The sequence below is a fragment of the Methylibium sp. genome (assembly GCF_965279545.1).
Taxonomy (GTDB): Bacteria; Pseudomonadota; Gammaproteobacteria; order Burkholderiales; family Burkholderiaceae_C; genus Methylibium.
Genome location: NZ_OZ257250.1, coordinates 2,763,512 through 2,779,736, shown reverse-complemented (window position 1 = coordinate 2,779,736; position 16,225 = coordinate 2,763,512). Strand labels below are relative to the sequence as shown.

Annotated in this window: 13 protein-coding genes; 11 read left to right on the top strand and 2 right to left on the bottom strand. The window is 70.0% G+C overall.

The window, feature by feature from the left end:
* Positions 1-43: 43 nt before the first annotated feature.
* Genes tal through ACQY9S_RS12960 form a run of 3 tightly spaced genes read left to right on the top strand, consistent with a single transcriptional unit; the run spans position 44 to position 3,254 of the window.
* A complete protein-coding gene (gene tal, locus ACQY9S_RS12970) occupies positions 44-994 on the top strand; it encodes a transaldolase (protein ID WP_428420110.1) in 951 nt (316 codons plus the stop codon).
* Positions 994-2,628: a glucose-6-phosphate isomerase gene (gene pgi, locus ACQY9S_RS12965; protein ID WP_428420109.1), complete on the top strand. Its 1,635-nt coding sequence runs from the start codon at positions 994-996 to the stop codon at positions 2,626-2,628. Before tal ends, pgi begins: the two co-directional genes overlap by 1 nt.
* Positions 2,625-3,254 carry an HAD family hydrolase gene (locus ACQY9S_RS12960; protein ID WP_428420108.1) on the top strand — a complete coding sequence of 210 codons (630 nt, stop codon included), beginning with the start codon at positions 2,625-2,627 and terminating at the stop codon, positions 3,252-3,254. The genes pgi and ACQY9S_RS12960 overlap by 4 nt, the downstream gene beginning before the upstream one ends.
* 52 nt (positions 3,255-3,306) lie before the next feature.
* Here ACQY9S_RS12960 and ACQY9S_RS12955 read toward each other — a convergent pair whose 3' ends face one another.
* Positions 3,307-4,500: a M20 aminoacylase family protein gene (locus tag ACQY9S_RS12955; protein WP_428420107.1), complete on the bottom strand. Its 1,194-nt coding sequence runs from the start codon at positions 4,498-4,500 to the stop codon at positions 3,307-3,309.
* A gap of 143 nt (positions 4,501-4,643) precedes the next feature.
* Between ACQY9S_RS12955 and ACQY9S_RS12950 the strand changes: the two genes are divergently transcribed.
* The 5 genes from ACQY9S_RS12950 (at position 4,644) to ACQY9S_RS12930 (ending at position 10,347) form a co-directional block, all read left to right on the top strand.
* Positions 4,644-6,698, top strand: a complete 2,055-nt coding sequence (locus tag ACQY9S_RS12950) for a molybdopterin-containing oxidoreductase family protein (protein WP_428420106.1) — start codon at positions 4,644-4,646, stop codon at positions 6,696-6,698.
* Positions 6,699-6,930: 232 nt separating this feature from the next.
* Entirely contained in the window at positions 6,931-8,133 is a 1,203-nt protein-coding gene (locus ACQY9S_RS12945) for an ammonium transporter (protein WP_428420105.1), read from the top strand.
* Positions 8,134-8,144: 11 nt separating this feature from the next.
* Positions 8,145-8,840, top strand: a complete 696-nt coding sequence (locus ACQY9S_RS12940; protein WP_428420104.1) for a hypothetical protein — start codon at positions 8,145-8,147, stop codon at positions 8,838-8,840.
* 43 nt (positions 8,841-8,883) lie between these two features.
* Positions 8,884-9,981 (top strand): aminopeptidase, encoded by a 1,098-nt coding sequence (locus ACQY9S_RS12935; RefSeq protein WP_428420103.1) that lies wholly within the window; start codon positions 8,884-8,886, stop codon positions 9,979-9,981.
* Between the two features lie 18 nt (positions 9,982-9,999).
* Complete coding sequence (locus ACQY9S_RS12930; RefSeq protein WP_428420102.1) at positions 10,000-10,347, top strand: polyhydroxyalkanoic acid system family protein; 348 nt, start codon at positions 10,000-10,002, stop codon at positions 10,345-10,347.
* Positions 10,348-10,767: 420 nt separating this feature from the next.
* Here ACQY9S_RS12930 and ACQY9S_RS12925 read toward each other — a convergent pair whose 3' ends face one another.
* The gene (locus ACQY9S_RS12925) at positions 10,768-11,022 is read right to left on the bottom strand and encodes an acyl-CoA-binding protein (RefSeq protein WP_428420101.1); all 255 of its coding nucleotides are present in this window, start codon (positions 11,020-11,022) and stop codon (positions 10,768-10,770) included.
* Between the two features lie 331 nt (positions 11,023-11,353).
* Between ACQY9S_RS12925 and flhB the strand changes: the two genes are divergently transcribed.
* Genes flhB through flhF form a run of 3 tightly spaced genes read left to right on the top strand, consistent with a single transcriptional unit; the run spans position 11,354 to position 16,213 of the window.
* A complete protein-coding gene (flhB, locus tag ACQY9S_RS12920) occupies positions 11,354-12,523 on the top strand; it encodes a flagellar biosynthesis protein FlhB (protein ID WP_428420100.1) in 1,170 nt (389 codons plus the stop codon).
* Positions 12,520-14,622, top strand: coding sequence for a flagellar biosynthesis protein FlhA (gene flhA / locus ACQY9S_RS12915; protein ID WP_428420099.1), 2,103 nt, complete (start codon positions 12,520-12,522; stop codon positions 14,620-14,622). Before flhB ends, flhA begins: the two co-directional genes overlap by 4 nt.
* A gap of 37 nt (positions 14,623-14,659) precedes the next feature.
* Positions 14,660-16,213, top strand: coding sequence for a flagellar biosynthesis protein FlhF (gene flhF / locus ACQY9S_RS12910; protein ID WP_428420098.1), 1,554 nt, complete (start codon positions 14,660-14,662; stop codon positions 16,211-16,213).
* The last annotated feature ends 12 nt before the right edge of the window (positions 16,214-16,225 follow it).

Here is a 16,225-nt window from a genome sequence, read left to right as displayed (position 1 = left end):
TACCATCGATGCTTGTTCCCGTGCGCGTTGTGCGTGAAGCCTTATGTCCAGCCAACTCGAGCAGCTCAAGGTTCATACCACCGTGGTCGCCGACACCGGTGACTTCAAGCAGATCGGCGTCTACTCGCCGCGTGATGCGACCACCAACCCCTCGCTGATCCTGAAGGCCGTCAGCCAGCCGGCCTATGCCCCGCTGCTGGCACAGACGGCCACGGCGCATCGCGGCCAGCCGCTGGATGCGATCGTCGATCGCGTGCTGGTGCGCTTCGGCTGCGAGATCCTCAACGTCGTGCCCGGCCGGGTGTCGACCGAGGTCGACGCGCGCCTGAGTTTCGATGCCGCGGCGACGGTGGCGCGGGCCCAGCGCATCATGGCGCTCTACGAATCCGAGGGCATCGCGCGCGAGCGCGTGCTGATCAAGATCGCCGCCACCTGGGAGGGCATCCAGGCCGCCAAGGCGCTCGAGCACCACGGCATCCGCTGCAACCTGACGCTGCTGTTCTCGTTCTGCCAGGCGGTCGCCTGCGGCGAGGCCGGCGTGCAGCTGATTTCGCCGTTCGTCGGCCGCATCCACGACTGGCACAAGAAGGCAGCGGGCAGCCAGTGGGACGAGGCCGCCAACGCCGGCGCCAACGACCCCGGCGTGAAAGCGGTCGCGCAGATCTGGCGCTACTTCAGGAAGTTCGGCATCGAGACCGAGGTCATGGGGGCGAGCTTTCGCAACACCGGGCAGATCCTCGCGCTCGCCGGCTGCGACCTGCTGACGATCGCGCCCGAGCTGCTGGCCCGGTTGCAGGCGAGCGAGGCGCCGGTCGAGCGCGCGCTCGACGTCGATGCCGCGCGACACTGCGACGCCAAGGCGCTCAGCTACAACGAGCCGAGCTTTCGCTACGCGCTCAACGAGGACGCGATGGCGACCGAGAAGCTGGCCGAGGGCATCCGCGCTTTCGCGGTCGATGCGGCCCAGCTCGATCGGCTGATCCAGGCCCTGTGATGGCAGCCTCCTGGGTGCGTGGCGACCGCACGCCGGCCTGGGCCGCCCTGCACGCGCACTTCGCCTCGGCGGCGCATCGCTTCGATCTGCGCGACGCCTTCGCCACCGATGCGCAGCGCTTCGTGCGCTACGGCTTCGAAGCGCCACACCTGTTCGTCGATCTGTCCAAGAACTGGCTGGACGAGCCGACGCAGGCGCTGCTGCTGCAGCTGGCGCGCGAGGTCGGTCTGGAGCGCTGGCGTGCCGCGATGTTCGCCGGCGCGACCCTCAACAACACCGAGGGTCGCGCCGTGCTGCACACGGCGCTTCGCGCCCCCCGGGGCAGCGCGGCTTTCAGCGAGGAGGTGCACGCGACGCTGGAGGCGATGCTCGACTATGCCGAGCAGGTGCGCGACACCGCGCGCAGCGGCATCCGCGACGTGGTCAACATCGGCATCGGCGGCTCCGACCTCGGGCCGCAGATGGCCGTGCCCGCGCTGCAGGCCTACACCCACCCCGGGCTGCGCAGCCACTTCGTCTCCAACCTCGACGGGCACGAACTGGCGCCGCTGCTGATGCAGCTGGACCCGCGGCACACCTTGTTCGTCATCGCCTCCAAGACCTTCACGACGCAGGAGACGATGGCCAACGCCGCGACGGCCAAGGCCTGGTTCGAGTCGCGCGGCGGCACCGACATCGCCAGGCACTTCGTCGCGACCACCACCAACGTGCAGGCCGCGGCGGACTTCGGCATCACCACCACCTTCGGGTTCTGGGACTGGGTGGGCGGGCGTTACTCGCTGTGGTCGGCCATCGGCCTGCCGGTGGCGATCGCGCTCGGCGCCGAGCACTTCCGGGCGCTGCTCGCGGGCGCGCACGCGATGGATCGCCACTTCGCCGAGACCCCGCTGGAGCGCAACGTCCCGGTGCTGCTGGGCCTGCTCGATGTCTGGTACCGCAACTTCCACGGCCTGGCGAGCCGCAGCGTCGCGCCCTATCACCAGGGGCTGCGCCGCCTGCCGGCCTACCTGCAGCAGCTCGAGATGGAGAGCAACGGCAAGGGCGTGGACCGCGATGGCGAGCGCCTGCCGTACGACACCTCGCCGGTGGTCTGGGGCGAGCCCGGCACGAACGCGCAGCACGCCTACTTCCAGATGCTGCACCAGGGGACCGACGTGATCCCGGTCGAATTCATCGCGGTGCGCGAGACCAGCCATGCGCGGCTGGACCTGCCGCCGCAGCTGCGGCGGCTGCTGGCCGATCAGCAACGCAAGCTGCTCGCCAACTGCCTCGCGCAGTCGCAGGCGCTGATGCGGGGCAAGACCGAGGCCGAGGCGATGGCCGAGGCCCTGCCCGCGGCGTGCCTCGCGGTGCCGCCCGCCGTGGCCGCCCGGCACCGCAGCTTTCCCGGCAACCGGCCCAGCAGCATGCTGGTGCTGGAGCGGCTGGCCCCGGCCAGCCTCGGCGCGCTGATCGCTCTCTATGAGCACCGCGTGTTCACCAGCGGTGTGGTCTGGGGCATCAACAGCTTCGACCAGTGGGGGGTCGAGTTCGGCAAGGCGCTGTGCGGCGACCTGCTGCCGCGTTTCGAGAGTGGCGACACCGCCGGGCTCGACGCCTCGACAGCCGGTTTGCTGTGCAAGCTGCGTTCATGACGCGCCGCGCGGTCGTCTTTGATTTCGGCGGGGTCGTGTTCCGCTGGCGCCCGCTGTCGCTGCTGCAGCAGGTCTTGCCCCGGCATGCGGGCGACGACATCGCGGCGCAGGCACTGGCCGAGCGCATCTTCCAGGGCTTTCGGCCCGGCAGCGACTGGGCCGAGTTCGACCGTGGCACGGTCGAGCCCGAGGGGCTGGTCACGCGCATCGCGGCGCGCACCGGCCTGGCCGCCGACGAGCTGCGGGCGGTGGTCGACGCGGTGCCGATGCACCTGGAAATGGAACCCAAGACGGTGGCCCTGATGCGCGCGCTGCGCGAGGCGAAGCACCCGCTGTACTACCTGTCGAACATGCCCGCGCCCTATGCCGACCACCTGGAGCGGCAGCACGAGTTCCTGTCGTGGTTCGAGGCCGGCCTGTTCTCGGCGCGGATCGGGCTGATCAAGCCGGAGCCGGCGATCTTCGAACGCGCGGAGCGCGACTTCGGCATCGATCCGGCGCGCAGCCTGTTCATCGACGACCACGCCGGCAACATCGACGCGGCGCGCGCCGCCGGCTGGCAGGCCTTGCATTTCACCGGACCCGACGCCTGCGAAACGGCGTTGCAGTCGCTCGGCTGGCTCTAGGGCCCGTGCGGCCCGCCCTCCGGTAGCGTGGACGGTCCCTGGGTCGCCACGCTCAGCGTGGCGCGGCCAGCCAGCGCTCGGCCAGCCGAACCCACAGCGTCGCTCCGAGCGGAATCAGGTCGTCGTTGAAGTCGTAGCTCGGGTTGTGCAGCATGCAGGGGCCCAGGCCGTGCCCGCCGTCGCGGTGCGCGCCGTCGCCGTTGCCGATCACGAAGTAGCAGCCCGGCTTGTGCTGCAGGTAGTAGCTGAAGTCCTCGGCGCCCATCGTCGGCTCGAACTCCAGCACGTTCTCGGCACCCACCACCTCGGTCATCACCGACTGCGCGAAGGCGGTCTCCGCCGCGTGGTTGATGGTGGGCGGGTAGTTGCGCGAGAACGCGAAGCGGCAGCGCGTCTCGAAGGCCGCGCAGGTGGCTTCGGCCACGGTCTTCATGCGCTGCTCGATCAGGTCCAGCACCTCGGTCGTGAAGGTGCGCACCGTGCCGCGGATCTCGCAGCTGTCGGGCACGACGTTGGTCGCCTCGCCGGTGTGGATCATCGTCACCGAGATCACGCCGGTGTCGAGCGGCCGCTTGTTGCGCGTGATGATGGTCTGGAACGCCTGCACCATCTGGCAGGCCACCGGCACCGGGTCCACGCCGAGGTGCGGCATCGCCGCGTGCGAGCCCTTGCCCTGGATCGTGATGCGGAACTCGTTGCTGCTCGCGAACACCGGGCCGGTCTTCAGCGCGAACTGGCCGACCTTCAGGCCCGGCCAGTTGTGCGCGCCGAACACCGCCTCCATCGGGAAGCGCTCGAACAGCCCCTCCTTGATCATCTCGCGCGCGCCGCCGCCGCCTTCCTCGGCCGGCTGGAAGATCAGGTAGACGGTGCCGTCGAAGGAGCGATGCTTCGCGAAGTGCTTGGCCGCGGCGAGCAGCATCGCCGTGTGGCCGTCGTGGCCGCAGGCGTGCATCTTGCCGGCGTGCCGGCTGGCGTGCGCGAAGCGGTTGTGTTCCGTGATCGGCAACGCGTCCATGTCGGCGCGCAGCCCCACGGCCCGCTGCGAACTGCCGTTCTTCAGGATGCCGACCACCCCGGTGGTCCCCAGCCCGCGGTGCACCGGGATGCCCCAGTCGGCCAGCGCCTTCGCGATCACGTCGGCGGTGCGCCGCTCCTCGAAGCAGAGCTCCGGGTGGGCGTGCAGGTCGCGGCGGATCGCGGTGACCGCCGCGCTGTCGGCCAGGATGGATTCGATCAACTGCATCGGGCTCTCCCGCGCGGGCCAACGGGCCCCGCCGAAGGATATTACGCCGCGCCCCGCAGGGCCGCGAGGTCCGGTTGGCGGGGCCTGCGAATGCTGCCTTCGCGCTGACGCACAAGACGCAGGTCCCGTGCCATGATCTGGAGATGAGTCCTGCCGCCGATTCAGACCTGTCGGGCGTGCGCACCGTGCGCGGCGCCTGCCCGCACGACTGCCCCGACACCTGCGCCCTGCGCGTCACGGTGCAGGGCGGCCGCGTGGTCAAGGTTCAGGGCGCCGTCGACCATCCCACGACCCACGGGGCACTGTGCACCAAGGTCTCCCGCTACGCCGAGCGCAGCTACCATGCCGAGCGCGTGCTGCATCCGCTCAGGCGAGTCGGGTCCAAGGGCGCCGGCCGCTTCGAGCGAGTCGGCTGGGACGAGGCGCTCGACGACATCGCCGGTCGGCTGGCCGCGATCGCGGCCCGCGACCCGCAGGCCATCGTGCCGTACAGCTACGCGGGCACGATGGGTCTGGTGCAGGGCGAAAGCATGGCGGCACGCTTCTTCCACAAGCTCGGCGCTTCGCTGCTCGACCGCACCATTTGCGCCAGTGCCGGCGGCGAAGCCTTGACGGTCAGCTACGGCGCCAAGGTCGGCATGCACGTCGAGCATTTCGCCGAGGCGAAGCTGATCCTGATCTGGGGCAGCAACAGCATCGCGTCGAACCTGCACTTCTGGACCTACGCCCAGGCTGCCAAGCGCGCCGGGGCGAAGCTGGTGTGCATCGACCCGCGCCGCACCGAAACCGCCGACAAGTGCCATCAGCACCTGGCACTGCTGCCCGGCACCGACGGCGCGCTGGCGCTCGGGCTGATGCGCGAGCTGATCGTCAACGACTGGCTCGATCACGACTACATCGACCGCCATACCGAGGGCTGGCCGGCGCTGCGCGAGAAGGCGCTCGCCTGGACGCCCGAGCGCACCGCCGCCGTCTGCGGCCTGGGCGCGGGCGAGGTGCGCGGCCTGGCGCGCGACTACGGAACGACCCGCCCGGCCGCGATCCGCCTGAACTACGGCATGCAGCGCGTGCGCGGCGGCGGCAATGCGGTGCGGCTGGTCGCGACGCTGCCCTGCCTGGTTGGCGCGTGGCGGCACCGGGCCGGCGGCCTGCTGCTGTCGAGCTCGGGCTGGTTTGCGGTCGACCGCGCGGCGCTGCAGCGGCCCGATCTGCTGGCCGGCCGCCGCCCGCGCACGATCAACATGAGCACGATCGGCGACGACCTGCTGCGCGAGAGTTCGGCCGATTTCGGCCCCGGGATCGAGGCCCTGGTGGTCTACAACAGCAACCCGGTCGCGGTGGCGCCCGAATCGCCGAAGGTCGTGCGCGGCTTTGCGCGCGAGGACCTGTTCACCGTGGTGCTCGAACATTTCCTGACCGACACCGCCGACCATGCCGACTACGTGCTGCCGGCGACGACGCAGCTCGAGCATCTGGACGTGCACGCCAGCTACGGCCACACCTCTGCGCTGATCAACGAGCCGGCGGTCTCCCCGGTGGGTGAGGCGCTGCCCAATACCGAGATCTTTCGCCGTCTCGCACGCCGCATGGGCTATGCCGATGCGTGCTTTGCGGACAGTGACGAGACGATCGCGCGCGCCGCGTTCGGCGATGCGATCCGCTTCGACGACCTGCGCGAGCATGGCTGGGTCAAGCTGCCGTTGCCCGACGCCCCGTTTGCGCAGGGCGGCTTCCCCACGCCGAGCGGCAAGTGCCGCATCGACGCGCCCGGCTGGGGCGTGCCCGACCATGTGCCGAACCACGAATCGGCCGCCAGCACGCCGGCCCTTGCGGCGCGCTATCCCCTGGCGATGATCTCGCCCCCCGCACGCAATTTCCTCAACTCCAGCTTCGTCAACGTCAAGAGCCTGCGCGACATCGAGGGCGAACCGCTTCTGGAAATCCACCCGCACGACGCCGCGCCGCGCGGCATCCACGATGGTGCGTCGGTGCGCGTTTTCAACGAGCGCGGCCAGTATTGGTGCAAGGCCGCGCTCAGCGAGCGGGCGCGGCCGGGCGTGGTCAACGGCCTGGGCATCTGGTGGCGCAAGCTCGGCATGCACGGCACGAACGTGAACGAAGTCACCCACCAGAAGCTCACCGACCTCGGCCGCGCGCCCAGCTTCTACGACTGCTTGGTCGACGTGTCCGTCACCTGAGCAATGGGTCACCCTGCGTGAACTCGCCCGGGTGACAGCGAGGGCACGGCAGGGGACGTGGCATGTGTCTTGCCACATTCCGGCGTCACCAGAACGTTGGGAATCCCTTTTGAAACCTGCTGTCCGTCGGGCCGCGCGACATCTGGCGTGCGCCGTTCTTCTTGCGAGCCTCGCCTTCGCCTCCCGCGCCGCAGACCCTACCCCGCTCGAACAGCTGAAGGCCGGAACCGACATGGTCTGGCTGACGGCGGCCGGCGCGCTGGTGTTCTTCATGCAGGCCGGCTTCGCGCTGCTGGAGAGCGGCATGAGTCGCGCGAAGAACGCGATCAACGTGATCATGAAGAACTACTGCGACATGTGCTTCGGCGCGGTCGCCTACTGGGCCGTGGGCTTCGGCCTGATGTTCGGCGCCAACGCCAGCGGCTGGATCGGCACCGACCGCTTCCTGGTGCATGCGGTGCCCGAGGCCGACTACGGCATGCTGTTCTTCCAGATGATGTTCGCCGCGACGGCGGCCACCATCGTCAGCGGTGCCATCGCCGAGCGCACGCGCTTCTGGGCCTACATCGTCGGCTCGGTCCTCATCACCGGGCTCATCTACCCGGTGTTCGGCGCCTGGGCCTGGGGCTCGCTGTTCTCGGGCCAGGGCTGGCTGCGCGAGATGGGCTTCATCGACTTTGCCGGCTCGACCGTCGTGCATTCGGTCGGCGGCTGGTCGGCGCTCGCCGCCATCCTGATGGTCGGGCCGCGGCTCGGCCGCTTCGGCCCCGACGGCCAGGCCCGCCCCGTCCTCGGCCACAACCTCACCTCGGTGGCGCTCGGCGGCTTCATCCTGTGGCTGGGCTGGTTCGGCTTCAACGGCGGCAGCACCGCCGCGGCCACGGTCGGGATCGGCAAGATCGTGCTCAACACCCACCTCGCCGGCGCGGCCGGGGCGATGGGCGCGCTCGCGATGCTCGCGCTCGGCCGTCAGCCGGTGCTGATGACGGCAGCCGTCAACGGCAGCATTGCCGGTCTGGTGGGCATCACCGCCGGTTGCCACGTGATGGAGCCGGTCTTCGCCCTGCTGACCGGCTTCGTGGCCGGCGGGCTGAGCGTGATGGCCGGCTGGCTGCTCGAGGCCGGGCGCCTGGACGACGTGGTCGGCGCGGTCTCGGTGCACGCCGTCGGCGGTGTCTGGGGCACGCTGGCCGCCGGCCTGTTCAGGCAAGGCGCGATGTTCGATCTGCATCAGCTCGGCGTGCAGGCACTCGGCTGCGCGGTGGCCTTCGCATGGTCGTTCGGCACCGCGCTCGTGATGTACTGGCTGCTGGCCCGCACGATCGGCCTGCGCGCCAGCACGCTCGACGAGCAGCGCGGGCTCGACTTCACCGAGCACTACGAGATCGGCTACCCCGAGTTCCAGCAGGAAGCGGTGCACCGGGGCAAGCGATGAGTGCCTCATCGATGGCTTCTCGCGACAACGATCCGACCACCGTGCGGCGCGCGCTCGCGCAAGCCTTGGGCGACTACCTCGACGGTCCGCGCGTGCGCGATGCGGTGACGCTGTGGAGCCGCCAGTTCCAGGGGCGCGGCGCGCTGTTCCTCGGCCTGAGCCGCTATTGCCGGCAGATCGCCGACGGCTTCGGCCTGTCCGGCAAAGAGGCCGAACTCCACCTGAAGATCTTCCGCGCGCTGCAGAGTGATCCGCAGCGGCTGCCGGACGATCCGCTCTCGTCACAGCCCTTCGAGGCCACCGAACCCGGCAGCCTGCCGCCCGGCACCGTCGTGCCCACCGCCATCCGGCTCGGTGAGGGCGCTGCGGCGATGCAGGCCTTTTACGCCGCGATCGAGGCCCAGCTCTCGCGTGACCTGCCGGTGGGCCTGACGCCGGCGCGGGTGCGCCGCACGCTGATCCGCCACGCGGTGGGCCTGCCGCGGCCGCAGCAGCACGCCGCCTCGCTGTGGTGGAGCGGGCAGGTGACATCGCTCGATGGCGACTGGCCCGCCGGTGGTCACGGCACGCAGCTGGTCAACGTGATGTACGTGGCGCTGGCCGAACTGCTCGGTCCGGTGCGCGCCGACCTGTGCTTCACGCAGGCGGTCGCGCGGCTCGAAGCCAGCGGCGATGCGGCGCTGACCGAGATCCGCCACTACCTGTAGCACGGTGCCGTGCCTGGCGCGACCGGGCCGTAGACTGCGCGCCATGCTGCTGCGCGCCCGGTCCTGGCTGTTCTCGCTCGCCGCGCTCGCAGCGGCGTTGGCCGTCGTCGTCGCGCTCGGCGGCTGCGGCACGGTGGGCTACCTGTCGCAGTCCGTCCACGGCCATCTCGGCGTGATGCGTGCGGCCAGGCCGGTCGACGAGTGGCTGGCCGATGCCGGCACACCGGCCACGCTGCGCGAGCGCCTGTTGCTGAGCCAGCGCATCCGCGACTTCGCAGTGCGCGAACTGGCGCTGCCCGACAACGCCAGCTACCGCCGCTATGCCGACCTCGGCCGGCCGGCCGTGGTGTGGAACGTGGTCGCGGCGCCCGAGCTGTCGCTGACACTGAAGACCTGGTGCTTTCCGGTGGTCGGCTGCGTTGCCTACCGCGGCTACTTCGATCGCGGCGCGGCCGACGCGCTGGCCGCCGAGCTGCTGGCGCAGGGGCAGGAGGTCAGCGTCTACGGCGTGCCGGCCTATTCGACACTCGGCAAGCTGCCCGGCGACTTCTTCGCCGACCCGCTGCTCAACACCTTCATCGGCTACCCCGAAGGCGAGCTCGCCCGGCTGATCTTCCACGAACTGGCGCACCAGGTTGCCTACGCCCCGGACGACAGCGAATTCAATGAAAGCTTCGCGACCGCCGTCGAGCGCATCGGCGGCGCGCGCTGGCTCGCACAGCAGGCCGGCGCGGCGGCGCGCGAGGAGTACGAGCGCTTCGATGCGCGGCGCAGCGACTTTCGCGCCCTGGTGCTGGCGACCCGCGCGAAGCTCGACGCGCTGTACCGTGGCCCCGGCAGCGAGGCCGACCGGCGCGCCGGCAAGGCGATCCTGCTGGCCGAGATGCGTGCCGAGCACGCCCGCCTGAAAGCGGGCCCCTGGAATGGCTACGGCGGCTACGACGCCTGGTTCGCGCAGGCCAACAACGCCAGCCTCGGCGTGCAGTCGGTCTACAACGCGCTCGTGCCCGACTTCGAAGCGCTGTTCGAGGCCCAGGGGCGCAACTTCGTGCGCTTCTACGCCGAGGTCCGCCGTCTCTCCGCCTTGCCGCAGCCCGAACGCCGCGCCACACTCGCCGCCGCCCGGCCTCCCCGTTCCTGAACCGAAGCGAGCCCCTCCATGCCCGACATCTCCCTGCACCGCAGCCACCAGCTCGGCCTGAAGCGCGCCCGCGAGCTCGCGTGGAAATGGGCCGCGGATGCCGAGGCGAAGTTCGGCATGGCGTGCACGGTCGAGGAGGGTGACGACGAGGACCTGGTGCACTTCACGCGCAGCGGTGTCAACGGCACGCTGCGCGTCAGCAGCGGCGCGTTCGAGCTCGACGCGAAGCTGAGCTTCCTGCTCGGCGCCTTCCAGAAGACCATCGAGGGCGAGATCGAGAAAAACCTCGACGGCCTGCTGGCGGCGGAGCACAAGCGCGCCAAGGCGCCGGCCGCGGCGAAGAAGGTGGTGCGCAAGAAGACCTGAACAAGGCCTGCATCCCTGGCACGGCATGGTTTCGAGCGCGGCTCTGGTGCGGGCGCCGCGCCGGTCCGCTGTGTTGCGGTCATGCCCGGCCGCCTGTATCGCGGCCCGGCGTTCAGCAGCCGAGAGTCGCCTTCCGGCGCCTCCCGCGCGGCTTCACTCCCCCGGACCGGGCTTGCGCCCGCTCCTCCTCCTTTACTTCCCTCCACACAGCGGCCCGTCACGGCGCTTCGATACACCGCGATGTGCTGGGGTTGAAGACCTTCACACGCCACGGCGGCGTGTGCGGATCAGGGCGTCGGGTGAATGGCGAAGTGAGGTAGAGGAGGAGGGGTCGGCCGCGAGGCCGACGCCGGGGGACACGAACGGAGCCGTTCACCCGGCGGCCTGGTCAGCAGTGCTCGTGCGTCGAGCATCGGCCCCCTACTTCAGCGACTCGATCAGGTCGATGTAGTCCTGCTGCGCGGACTCGCCGCCGGTGCCCTTCAGCTCGTTCCACGCGTCCCACTTGGCACGGCCCACCATGTCGGCGAAGCCCGGGCGCTGGCCCTGCGCGTCACCGCCGGTGGCCTGCTTGTAGAGGGCATAGAGCTTCAGCAGCGTCAGGTTGTCCGGCCTCTGCGGCAAGGTCTTGGACGCGGCGACGGCGGCTTCGAAGCGGGCTTTCAGGTCGGCCATGTGGCGCTCCAGACGAGGGTGGACAGGCAGTGAAAATCAGAGGGATGCCGCTGATGCTACCGGGCCCGGTCGCGGCCAGGCATGAGTGCAAGCCGAGGAGGTTCCTGACGTCCACATCGGCGCAGCGGCCCGATCGAGTGGGCCGCCACGGGCACGCGGATCGTCGAGGATCTTGCCACGCTCGTGATCGCCGGGCTGCTGCTTGGGCGAGGGCGGCCTCCGCGCGAACGCCCGTCAGCGGCAGGAAAAGCACCGTCCCCACCCCGCTTATCTCGCTCAAGTTTCGGCCGCCGCCCGGAAGAATCCTAGCCAAGGACTATTCCCAGGAACCATGGCCGACCAAGGCGCTCAAGACCGCAACCTGCCCGCGTCAGAACGCAAGCTGAAGAAAGCGCGCGAAGACGGGCAGGTGCCGCGTTCGCGCGATCTCGGGCACTTCGGTGCCATCGCGGCCGGCCTGGCGCTGATGGCCGCGATGGCGCCCGCCGCCACCGGCTGGATGACCCGGCTGCTGCAAAGCGGCCTGCGCTTCGACGCCCACACCCTGAGCAGCACCACCAGCATGGCCGAGCGCATGGGCGAGCTCGGCACGCAGTTCGCGTGGGCCATGCTGCCGGTGGGTGCGGTGATGGTGTTGGTCGCGCTGGCCAGTGGCCTGGCGACCGGCGGCTGGAACTTCACGCTCAAGCCCATCGCGCCCAAGTTCAGCAAACTCAATCCGCTGACCGGCCTGCCGCGCATGCTGTCGGCCGACCGGCTGGTCGACACGCTGCGCAGCTGCGTGCTGGCGCTGGTCATCGGCCTGGTCGGCGGCTACTACCTGTCGCAGCATGTCTACGGCTTTGCCGCCACCCTGGAGTTGCCTTTGCCGGCCGCGCTGGCGCAGGCTGGCAGCGATGTGCTCTACGGCATGGTGTTCCTGCTGCTCACGCTGGCGGTGTTCGCCGCAATCGACGTGCCGCTGCAGCGCTTCCAGCATGCGAAGCGGCTGAAGATGAGCCAGCAGGAAATGAAGCAGGAGCACAAGGAGAACGAGGGCAACGTCGAGGTCAAGGCCAAGGTGAAGGCGCGCATGCGCGAGATGGCCAACCGCCGCATGCTCGCCGCCGTGCCCAAGGCCGACCTGGTGGTCATGAACCCGACCCACTACGCGGTCGCACTGAAATACGAAGAGGCCCGCGGCGGTGCGCCGCGCGTCGTCGCCAAGGGTGCCGACCTGATGGCCCTGCGCATCCGCGACCTGGCCAAGGAATCCGCGGTGCCGGTGCTGCAGGCGCCGGTGCTGGCGCGTGCGCTGTACGCGCATGCCGAACTCGACCGCGAGATCCCGATGGCGCTGTACACCGCGGTGGCCCAGGTACTCGCCCACGTGTACCAGCTGCGCGCCGCGCTGGTCGGCCAGGCGCCGATGCCGGGCGTGCTGCCCGAGCTGCCGGTGCCCGCCGAACTCGACCCGCACAACAAACCGTCCACCGCACCAAGCGCCGAGGCTGCTGAATGAACCCGATGCTCGCTCGACTCCAGGCCCGGCTCGGTCCCAATGCGCGGATCATCCGCAGCCTCGCGGTGCCGCTGCTGGTGCTGATGGTGCTGGCGATGATGGTGCTGCCGCTGCCGCCGCTGGCGCTGGACCTGCTGTTCACCTTCAACATCGCGCTGGCGCTGATGGTGATGATGGTCAGCGCCTACATGGTCAGGCCGCTGGACTTCTCGGCCTTCCCGGCGGTGATCCTGCTGACCACGCTGCTGCGGCTGTCGCTGAACGTGGCCTCGTCGCGCGTGGTGCTGATGGAAGGCCACACCGGCCCCGGCGCGGCCGGCGCGGTGATCGAGAGCTTCGGCCACTTCCTGATCGGCGGCAATTTCGCGGTCGGCATCATCGTGTTCGCGATCCTGGTGGTCATCAACTTCATCGTGGTGACGAAGGGCGCCGAGCGCATCGCCGAGGTCGGCGCGCGCTTCACCCTGGACGCGATGCCCGGCAAGCAGATGGCGATCGACGCCGACCTGAACGCCGGCCTGATCGACGAGAAGGAGGCCAAGCGCCGCCGCCTCGAAGTGGGCAACGAGGCCGAGTTCTTCGGCTCGATGGACGGCGCCAGCAAGTTCGTGCGCGGCGATGCGATCGCCGGCATGCTGATCCTGTTCATCAACATCGTCGGCGGCTTCATCATCGGCGTGGTGCAGCACGATCTGAGCGCGGCCAAGGCGGCCGACAGCTACATCCTGCTGGCGATCGGCGACGCGCTGGTGGCGCAGATCCCGGCGCTGCTGATCTCGGTCGCCGCGGCGATGGTGGTGTCGCGCGTCGGCAAGGAGCAGGACGTCGGCGAACAGATCATGGGCCAGATGTTCAAGACGCCCAAGTCGGTGGCCATCGTCGCCGGCGTGATCGGGCTGCTGGGCGTGATCCCCGGCATGCCGCACTTCGTGTTCCTGCTGATCGCGAGCGCGCTGGGCTACCTCGCGTGGCTGATGCACCAGAACGAGCTGCGGGCCAAGCTGGCGCCGCCGAAGCCGGCGGCCGCGTCCGGACCGGCGCCCGACGCCGAAGCGAGCTGGGACGACCTGCAGCCGGTCGACACGCTCGGCCTGGAAGTCGGCTACCGCCTGATCGCGCTGGTCGACAAGGAACGCCAGGGCGACCTGCTGACGCGCATCAAGGGCGTGCGGCGCAAGTTCGCGCAGGACGTCGGTTTCCTGCCGCCGTCGGTGCACATCCGCGACAACCTCGAGCTGCGCCCCAGCATGTACCGCCTGACGCTGCGCGGCGCCGTGATCGGCGAGGGCGAGGCCTTCCCCGGCATGCTGATGGCCATCAACCCGGGCCACGTCGGCACGCCGCTGATCGGCACCACCACCACCGACCCGGCCTTCGGCCTGCCCGCCACCTGGATCGAGGAACGCCAGCGCGAAGCGGCGCAAATGGCCGGCTATACGGTCGTTGATTGCTCGACCGTGGTGGCGACCCACCTTTCACACTTGATGCAAGTGAATGCAGCCCGCCTGCTGGGTCGCGTGGAAACGCAGCAGCTGGTCGAGCATGTGACGAAATTGGCACCCAAACTCATCGAAGACGTGGTCCCGAAGATGGTCTCGATCGCCACCCTCCAGAAACTCCTCCAGCTGCTGCTGGAAGAGGGCGTGCACATCCGCGACATGCGCTCGGTGGTGGAAGCGCTGGCCGAGCACGTCGGCGCCAACGCCAACCTCGCCAACGACCCGCAGGAGCTGGCGCGCCGCATCCGCGTGGCGCTGGCCCCGGCGATCGTGCAGCAGATCTACGGCCCGGTGAAGGAGCTCGAAGTGATCGCGATCGAGCCCGACCTCGAGCGCCTGCTGTCGCAGGCCCTGACCTCGCAGAACGGCCCCGTGCTCGACCCGAGCATGGCCGACATCCTGACCCGCTCCGCCGCCGATTCCGCCAAGCGCCAGGAAGACCTCGGCCACCCGGCCTGCCTGCTGGTGCCGGACGCGATCCGCGTGCCGATCTCCCGCTTGCTCAAGCGCGCCGCGCCGCGCCTGCGCGTGCTCTCGCACAGCGAGATTCCCGACACGCATTCGATCCGCATCGGCTCGATCATCGGCGCCGCCGCCTGATCGCGCCCCCTGACAGACCCCGACCCAGAGGCTCCGCATGAACGTCCAACGCTTCACAGGCCGTACCTCGCGCGACGCGATGATCAAGATGCGCCAGGCCCTCGGCGACGACGCCGTGGTCCTGTCGACCAAGCCCTGCACCGAAGGCATCGAGATGCTGGCGATGGCTCCCGGCGCGCTGGCCGCTGTCGAACAGCGGGCGGCCGCGCAGCAACAGGCCGCCGCGAAGCCCTCCGCCAAGCCGGCCAAGTCGCCCAAGCCCGCGGCCCAGGCCGCCCTGGCGGCGGAGGTGCAGAAGGACGTGGCGCAACTGACGATGAGCACGCTGTCCTTCCAGGACTACGTGCGCGAGCGCATGCTGAAGAAGCGCGAGGCCGCCCTGCGCGGCGATGCGCTGCGCGGCGATGCGCTGCGCGACGAGCGCACCGAGCCGACGCTGGCGGCCGCGCCGATGGCGCCGGCCCGCGCCGCAGCGCAGGCAACGCAGTACGCCCAGGACTTGGACAGCGACCCGGTCGAGACCGCGGTCGACGCCGTGCACCACCGCATCGCCAGCCAGCGGGCGGCCATGCCGGTGCTGCGCGAGCAGGTCGTCTACGGCCCGGCGGCGGCAGCCGCCGAGCCGGTCTTGCGCGAGGCGCAGGCCGACGCGGCGATGCTCAGCGAGCTGCGCTCGATGAAGGGCCTGATCGAGGAACGCTTCGGCGCGCTCGCCTTCATGGAGAAGCTGCAGCGCGAGCCGGCGCAGGCCAAGCTGACGCAGAAGCTGCTCGAATGCGGTTTCTCGCCGGTGCTGATCCGCAAGCTGGTGGCCGGCATGACGGCCGACATGGGCGACGAACAGGCCTGGGCCGCCGGCGTGCTGGAGCGCAACCTGATGACCGGCGAGCGCGAGCTGCCGATCGAGGACCAGGGCGGCGTGTTCGCGATGATCGGCGCCACCGGCGTCGGCAAGACCACCTCGACCGCCAAGCTGGCCGCGGCCTTCGCCACCCGGCATGGCGCCGCGAACCTCGGCCTGATCACCCTCGACGCCTACCGCCTCGGTGCGCACGAGCAGCTGCGTGCCTACGGCCGCATCCTCGGCGTGCCGGTGCATACCGCCCACGACCGCACGGCGCTGGAAGACCTGCTCGAGCTGCTGTCGGCCAAGAAGATGGTGCTGATCGACACCGCCGGCGTCGCGCAGCGCGACAGCCGCACGCGCGAGCTGCTCGACATGCTGGCCCACCCGTCGATCAACAAGCTGCTGGTCGTCAATACCGCGGTGCAGGGCGAGACCATCGACGACGTGATGCTCTCCTACCGCGCCGCCGCCTGCAAGGGCATCGTGCTGTCCAAGCTCGACGAGGCGGTGAAACTCGCGCCAGCGCTCGACGCGGTGATCCGCCACAAGCAGAAGATCGTCGCGGTGGCCAACGGCCAGCGCGTGCCGGAAGACTGGCACCGCCTGTCGGCCCAGGCGCTGGTGCACCGCGCGCTGCGCGCCACCGGCAGCCCGGCCTACCACTTCGATGCCAGCGAGATGAACCTCGTGTTCGCCACGCCGCAGATGACGGAGCGCCGTGCCGTACCGGCCGGCCGCGCCTGAACTTCCTGCCTT